Source organism: Burkholderia sp. AU30280, assembly GCF_020420125.1.
Classification (GTDB): domain Bacteria; phylum Pseudomonadota; class Gammaproteobacteria; order Burkholderiales; family Burkholderiaceae; genus Burkholderia.
Genome location: NZ_JAIZRY010000002.1, coordinates 716,627 through 723,509, shown reverse-complemented (window position 1 = coordinate 723,509; position 6,883 = coordinate 716,627). Strand labels below are relative to the sequence as shown.

The 6,883-nt window shown below is 65.2% G+C and carries 7 protein-coding genes; all 7 read right to left on the bottom strand.

The window, feature by feature from the left end; genetic code table 11:
* Nucleotides 1-753: 753 nt before the first annotated feature.
* Nucleotides 754-1,791, bottom strand: a complete 1,038-nt coding sequence (locus tag LGN17_RS07485; protein WP_175951768.1) for a GlxA family transcriptional regulator — start codon at nt 1,789-1,791, stop codon at nt 754-756.
* A 22-nt stretch (nt 1,792-1,813) separates the two neighbouring features.
* Nucleotides 1,814-2,614: an ABC transporter ATP-binding protein gene (locus LGN17_RS07480; RefSeq protein WP_175951767.1), complete on the bottom strand. Its 801-nt coding sequence runs from the start codon at nt 2,612-2,614 to the stop codon at nt 1,814-1,816.
* A gap of 20 nt (nt 2,615-2,634) precedes the next feature.
* Nucleotides 2,635-3,348, bottom strand: coding sequence for an ABC transporter permease (locus LGN17_RS07475; RefSeq protein ID WP_043182061.1), 714 nt, complete (start codon nt 3,346-3,348; stop codon nt 2,635-2,637).
* Complete coding sequence (locus tag LGN17_RS07470) at nt 3,345-4,034, bottom strand: ABC transporter permease (protein ID WP_043182060.1); 690 nt, start codon at nt 4,032-4,034, stop codon at nt 3,345-3,347. The genes LGN17_RS07475 and LGN17_RS07470 overlap by 4 nt, the downstream gene beginning before the upstream one ends.
* A gap of 276 nt (nt 4,035-4,310) precedes the next feature.
* Nucleotides 4,311-4,868, bottom strand: a complete 558-nt coding sequence (locus LGN17_RS07465; protein WP_043182057.1) for a lipoprotein — start codon at nt 4,866-4,868, stop codon at nt 4,311-4,313.
* A gap of 87 nt (nt 4,869-4,955) precedes the next feature.
* Nucleotides 4,956-5,999: a lysylphosphatidylglycerol synthase domain-containing protein gene (locus LGN17_RS07460; RefSeq protein ID WP_226195714.1), complete on the bottom strand. Its 1,044-nt coding sequence runs from the start codon at nt 5,997-5,999 to the stop codon at nt 4,956-4,958.
* Nucleotides 5,996-6,880: a hopanoid biosynthesis-associated protein HpnK gene (hpnK, locus tag LGN17_RS07455; RefSeq protein WP_226195713.1), complete on the bottom strand. Its 885-nt coding sequence runs from the start codon at nt 6,878-6,880 to the stop codon at nt 5,996-5,998. The genes LGN17_RS07460 and hpnK overlap by 4 nt, the downstream gene beginning before the upstream one ends.
* Nucleotides 6,881-6,883: the final 3 nt, after the last annotated feature.

Sequence of the window (6,883 nt, the reverse complement as noted above, 5' to 3'; positions counted from 1 at the left end):
TGGGGAAGTGCCGCGCATGACTGGAAGACGGCCATGAACCAATTCGCTATCCTTTATGCAGATCGGTTCGTCCGACCTTCCGTGTAATTGTTCCACCCGCCTTGAACACGGAAATCCTGACACTCCCTTCTGACACCACTCACCACCCAACAGAGCGGTATACCGCCCGCAAGCTCCGCCCTCGCTTCGCTCGGCCGACAGGTACACCCCCTCAAGCAGCACTATCGAAAAGTCACCCCAAACCCGATACGTACGCGGTCCTCACCTCTCGCAGCAGAAAAAGAGGGACGCACCCAACCAACACGGAAACACTCGCCCTCATAGCGCAGTTGAGCAGCGATAACAGGCAACCGGCCCGGTCGTCAGAGGGGCGTGATGGGTCAGAATATCGGACCCGGCGCGCCGCGCGGGCGGAAGCACATAAGTGCCAGCCGCGCGATTTGAGGCACCTTGCAGCCGAGCGTAGCGAGGATGGAGCTTGCGGGCGGTATACCGCTCTGTTGGGTGGTGAGTGGTGTCAGAACCATTGCTCGAACCACTCCGGCTTCCTGACTGGCGCGGACACTTAGGCGAGGGCCACTCTGGTGACCATGGCACCGGGAAGTCATGCGTTTTCACAGCGCCTTTCTTTTGGTTACTTTTCTTTGGCAAGACAAAGAAAAGTAACCGCCGCCCCGCGCAGGGGCAACGCTAATAGACCGATACGATCACAGGTGCTTCACGAAAACCATAAGCAAACCACGAAACCACGAATCAATCCTTCCCCTCCCGCTCAACCAACGCGCCCCCGCGAGGCTCCCCCCCGGTCTGCTTTTCGAGCCACGCTCGCCGGTCCTCGCGAGGCGTCACGCCGAACCTTTCCCGATAGGCATTGGAAAAATGCGCAGCAGAAGAAAACCCACAGGCAAGACTAACCTGCACGACCGATTTGCTCGTGCGCTGCAACTGCGTCCTGGCCTTGAGCAACCTGAGATTGAGGTAATACTTCGAGGGCATCGCCCCGAGATACTGTCGAAAGAGCCTTTCGAGCTGCCGCCTCGACACGCCGACGAGTTCGGCGATCTCATCGGTAGTCAGGGGATCCTCGATATTGGCTTCCATCAACAGCAACGCATCGTTCAACCGCGGATGCCGCTCGCCGGGCGCGGTCACGAAAGGAATCCGCTGACGTTCCTCGCCACTCCGCAAAGTCCCCGCGCCCAGCGCATCGGCAATCCGCTCACCCAGATCGGGCCCATGCTCCCGGCCAATCATGGCCAGCATGAAATCCACGGTAGCCTGCCCACCCGCGCACGTCGCGCGATCCCGATCGATCTCGAAGATCTGCTGCGTGACGATCGAGCGCTCGAACTGCTCGGCGAACTGCTGATACGTTTCCCAGTTCACGCTCACGCGATAACCGGAAAGCTGCCCGGCCATCGCCAGCCACCACACGCCATGATGAATACCGGTCACGACCGGCGTGCGCTGCCCGACCCGCGCGAGACTCGCGAGAAACAGCCGGTAATCGGCGAACTGCTGGAACCGCTCGGACACGACGATCAGCCAGTCGCACGCGATCGCATCGTTGAACGCCGCATCGGCATGCCATTGCGCGCCGCCTGCGAGCGTCACGGGCCGCCCGTCCCACGAACACACCTGCCAGCGATACAGCAGCCGCCCGTCGATCTCGTTCGCGAGGTTCAACGCATCGACGATCGGGCCCACGCCCGACATCGACACGGGCGGCAATGCAACGATCGCCACCTGCGTCGTGCGGGTGGCGCCTGCGGGACGAGACACCGGTACCACGGTTGAAACCTGCCCTGTCGCGTTACTTGAGACTGCCCGACAGGAACTGCTTGAGCCGCTCGCTCTGCGGGCGTACCAGCACCTCCTTCGGATCGCCCTCTTCCTCGGTCCGCCCCTGATGCAGGAACATCACGTGATTCGACACGTTGCGCGCGAAGCCCATCTCGTGCGTGACGACGATCATCGTGCGGCCTTCCTCGGCAAGCTTCTGCATCACCTTCAGCACTTCGCCCACCAGTTCGGGGTCGAGCGCCGACGTCGGCTCGTCGAACAGCATCACGTCCGGATGCATCGCGAGCGCACGCGCAATCGCGACGCGCTGCTGCTGACCGCCCGACAGGTGCGACGGATACTGCTTCTCGACGCGCGGCGCGAGGCCGACTTTCTCGAGATACGCGCGTGCACGCTCCTCGGCTTCCTTCTTCGAAATGCCGAGCACGTGCACCGGCGCTTCCATCACGTTCTCGAGCACGTTCATGTGCGCCCACAGATTGAAGTGCTGGAACACCATCGCGAGCTTCGTGCGGATGCGCTGCAGTTGCTTGTGATCGGCGACTTCGAGCGCGCCGGCGCGGTCGGTCTTCGTGCGGACGGTCTCGCCGTCGACGACGATCTGCCCCGCATTCGGCCGTTCGAGAAAATTGATGCAGCGCAGGAACGTGCTCTTGCCCGAGCCGCTCGCGCCGATGATGCTGATGACGTCACCGGCCTTCGCGTTCAGCGATACGCCCTTGAGCACCTCGTTGTCGCCATAGCGCTTGTGAATGTCGATCGCGGCAAGCTTGACGGAAGCGGCAGCGCTCGTTTGAGTGATCTCGGCCAACTGGCTCTCCTCGAAGTGATTCAATGACGGGCGGCCGCGAGATACGCAAGCCAGTGGCGCTCCGCGCGGCGAAACGCCGCGACGAGTGCGAAAGATACCGCAAGATAGATCAGCGCGGCGATTCCGAACGACTGGAACGCCATGTAGGTCGCGGAATTCGCGTCGCGCGCGACCTTCAGGATGTCCGGTACGGTCGCCGTGAACGCGACGGTCGTCGCGTGCAGCATCAGGATCACCTCGTTGCTGTACAGCGGCAGCGCGCGGCGCAGCGCCGACGGCAGGATCACGCGGCGGTACATCGTGAACGGCGACATCCCGTATGCGCGCGCGGCCTCGACCTCGCCGTGCGGAATCGCGCGGATCGCCCCCGCGAAGATCTCCGTCGTGTACGCGCAGGTGTTCAGCGCGAACGCGAGAATCGCGCAGTTGAAGCCGCTGCGGAAGAACGCGTCGAGCAGCGAGTGCGAACGCACGAACTCGAGGCTGTACATGCCCGTGTACAGCAGCAGCAACTGCACGTAGAGCGGCGTGCCGCGGAATACGTACGTGTAGAACCGCACCGGCGTCGACACCCACTTGTTCCTCGACACGCGCGCAACCGCGAGCGGCACCGCGCACACGAAGCCGAGCGAAATCGACGCGACGAGCAGCCACAGCGTCACCGCGAGGCCGGAGAGGCGCTGGCCGTCCCAGTAAAGGAACGCCTGGCCGAATTCCTGAAGAATCTCGATCATAGTTCTGCGTGCCGCACGCCCATGGAATATCGCTTCTCGAGCTGGATCAGCACGAGGTTGGAAACGGTCGTGATCGCGAGATAGATCAGCGCCGCGACGAGGATGAAGAAGAACATGTTGAACGTACTCTTGCCGGCGTCCTGCGCGGCCTTCACGACGTCCGCCAGGCCGATGATCGACACCAGCGCGGTGGCCTTCACGAGCACCTGCCAGTTGTTCCCGATCCCGGGCAATGCAAAGCGCATCATCTGCGGAAACATGATCCGCGCGAACACGCGTGCGCCGCTCATCCCGTAAGCCGCACCGGCTTCGAGCTGGCCGCGCGGCACCGAAAGGAATGCGCCGCGGAACGTCTCGGTGAAGTACGCACCGTAGATGAAGCCGAGCGTCAGCACGCCGGCGACGAACGGGTCGATGTCGATCTGGTCCCAGCCGACGAAGTCGGTGAACTGGTTCAGCCAGATCTGGATGCTGTAGAACAACAGCAGCATCAGGACGAGATCGGGCACCGAGCGGATCAGCGTCGTATAACCGGTCGCGATCGCTCGCAGCACCCGGTTGTGCGACAGCTTCGCCACCGCGCCGATCAGCCCCAGCGCCACCGCAGTGGCGAGCGACAGCACCGACAGCTCGATGGTCTGCACGGTGCCGGCCCAGAGGACGGGACCAAAGCCGTATAGGAACACGCGCGTCTCCAGAGTTGGAATGGATGCCGACGCGTATGCCTGTCCCGCGCCGGGCTGACGCGGATAGTCGCAAGCGAAATTGATTGTCTCAAATCACCTTGCATGCGATTGCTGCGTCGCAGCAATCCGCCCCACCATTTACAACTGCGGCCTACAACCCTGTTTCAAAAGGAAAAAAGCCGCTCCCTGACAACCGGATAACGGGCAGGGAAGCGGACTTTTTGCAATTTTCCGGTCGCTTTTTCGATATAGCGCCGAAGCGGGCTGCGGCTGCGGTTATCGCCCCTTCAGGATGTCGGAGCGCGAAGTCGTATAGACAAGCCCGTCCGGGCCGAAATGGACGTTGAAGAATGCGTCGGTGTTGACGCCGTCCTCGAGCCAGCGCCAGCTCCAGACCGTCTCGGGCTTGAGCGGATACTGCGCGATGTCGCCCGGCTTGCCGAGCAGGCGCCGCACCTCGTCCTCGTTCATCCCCGGGCGCACCTTCGCGAAATTCTCGGCGGTCAGCACCTGTGTCGCGCCCGTATAGCGGCCGTTCGCATCGAGATCGACGAACCATGTCTGGTTGCCCATCGGGCCGCGCGGGTATTCGAGACGCTTCGAGCCGTCGGTGAAGTCACGCTCGGTCTCGGGCTTGCCCATCGTGCCGCGCACGTCGGCCTCGGTCGATTCGCCGACCTTCAGCCCCTTCAGCAGCAGCGGCGCGGGCTTGATCGCGTTGAAGAAGTCCCTGATACGTTGCACGTCGAGGTTGCCTTGCTTGTCGTCGCAGCCGGTCAGCGCCAGCGCGGCGGCCAGCATCGTGACGGGAAGCAGCCGGAAACGGAAATTCATCGGAAGAAATGCGCGTCGAGAAAACACGCGCCAAGGATACCCGCGCGACGCCAAAAGCGCGAGACGGGCGCGCGGCCCGTCTCGTGTTCAATGCATCGTTTCGGTTTCGGTCTCGGCCACGCGGCTCGTCGCTTGCGGCGCGCGCGGCACGGCCGGCGGCGCACCGATGCGACGCCGCGTGCGCACGAGTTCGGCAAGCTGCCACGAACCGAGCGCCAGGCAGCCGAACAGCACCTCGCGGCCGCGCTTGACCAGCGCGAGCGACAGCGCCGTCTCGCGGTCGACGCCGAACATCTGCGCGAGCAGCACGACGGTCGCCTCCTGCACGCCGAGGCCGCCCGGCACCATGAACGCCGCATGACGCACGGCCTGCGTCATCGCCTCGATCGCGATCGCGCCGCCGATCGACACCGGATGGCCGAGCAGCGCGAGCGCCCAGTAGATCTCGAGCGCGCCGAGCACATAGCCGGCCAGTTGCCAGAAGAATGCGCTGAACAGCAGGCCCGTGCGCGACATCAGCCCATCGATGTCGGCATCGAGCCGCTTGCCGTCGACACCCTGCAGCAGCCGGTGCGAATCGCCGAGCAGGCGGCCCGCGAAACGCTCGATCGCATGGAAGATGCCGCCGCGACGCATCAGCACGACGCCGAGCACCGGCAGCGGCAGCGTGAGCAGCAGCGCGAGGCCGATCGTGCCGCCGCCCATGTTGTCCGTTGTCGCAAGAAGCAGCACGAGTCCGAGCGCCGCGAACGCATACTGGACGACGATCGTCACGAGCACCTCGACGATCACCGACGCCGTCACGCGGCTCGCATCGGGCACCTGCCAGCGCGCAAGCCGGATGCCGACCAGTTCGCCGCCGATCCCGACCACCGGCAGCAGCCGGTTCACGGCTTCGCGCACGGTCGCGATCCACCACAGGAACGGCAGCGACGCGCGCCTGTCGAGCAGCAAGTGCCACGCATATGCATCGAGCAGCAGCGGCAGCGCATGGAACGGCACGAGCCACAGCAGCGCGTAACCGGCGCGCGCGAGCATCTGCGACACGTCGCCGATACCTTCGTGCAGCCCCAGCGCGAGCAGGATGCCGATACCGAGCGGCCAGCCGAGCCATTTGATCCACTTGGTCATGACGGCTGCGCCCCCGGTGCACGCGACGCTCGTGCGCCGCGCCGTGCCGCGGGCTGACCGAACACGTCGGCAAAGCCGCCGGTCGCGACGCCTGCGGCCTTCAGCGCGGCGGCGACGCGCGGCGACAGCAGCGCGTCGAGTTCGTCCACCGGACGGTAGCCGGCCATCGTCGGCGTGATCGGGCCGTCGCCGGCTTCGGCCGGATGGCAGTAGATCTCGCCGACGCCCGGCGGCAGCTTGGCCAGCGCGTCGAGCAGCACGGCCTCGTCCATCGCGCCCGTATGCTCGATCCCGACCACGTAGTCGTTGTGCGCGAGCCCCGCGCGGTCGAGCCGCGCGCGCACGAGCGCGATCCACGGCTTGAGCAGCGCGGGTGCGCTCGTCTCGTACGGCAGCCGCACCGCGCGCAGCCCGTAGTCGCGGCCGATCTCGATGATCATCGACAGCACGGTCGGATGCAGGTGGAAATGCTTGTGCGCGTTCACGTGATCGAGCGGCAGGCCGCTCGCCGCGAACGCGTCGAACTGCGCGCGAATCTCGCGGCGCAGCTGCGCCCGCACGTGCGGCAGGAAGAAAAAGCGGCAGCCGTCCTTCGCCATCGCATCGCCGAAGCGCCCGTCGGGGCCGACGAGCGCGGGAATCTCATGCGCGGGCAGCGTGGCCGGCCCGTCCGCGAGGACGAGATGCAGGCCGACCGCGAGCGACGGCAGCCGCCGCGCGCGTTCGATTGCATCGACCGCCGCGGGCGCGCCGACCATCAGGCTCGCGGCGTTCAGCACGCCGTCGCGGTGCGCGCGCTCGACCGCCGCGTTGACGCGCGGGTGCAGCCCGAAGTCGTCCGCGGTGAAGATCAGCGCCCGCGCCGCCCGCTGCGTCGCCACGAA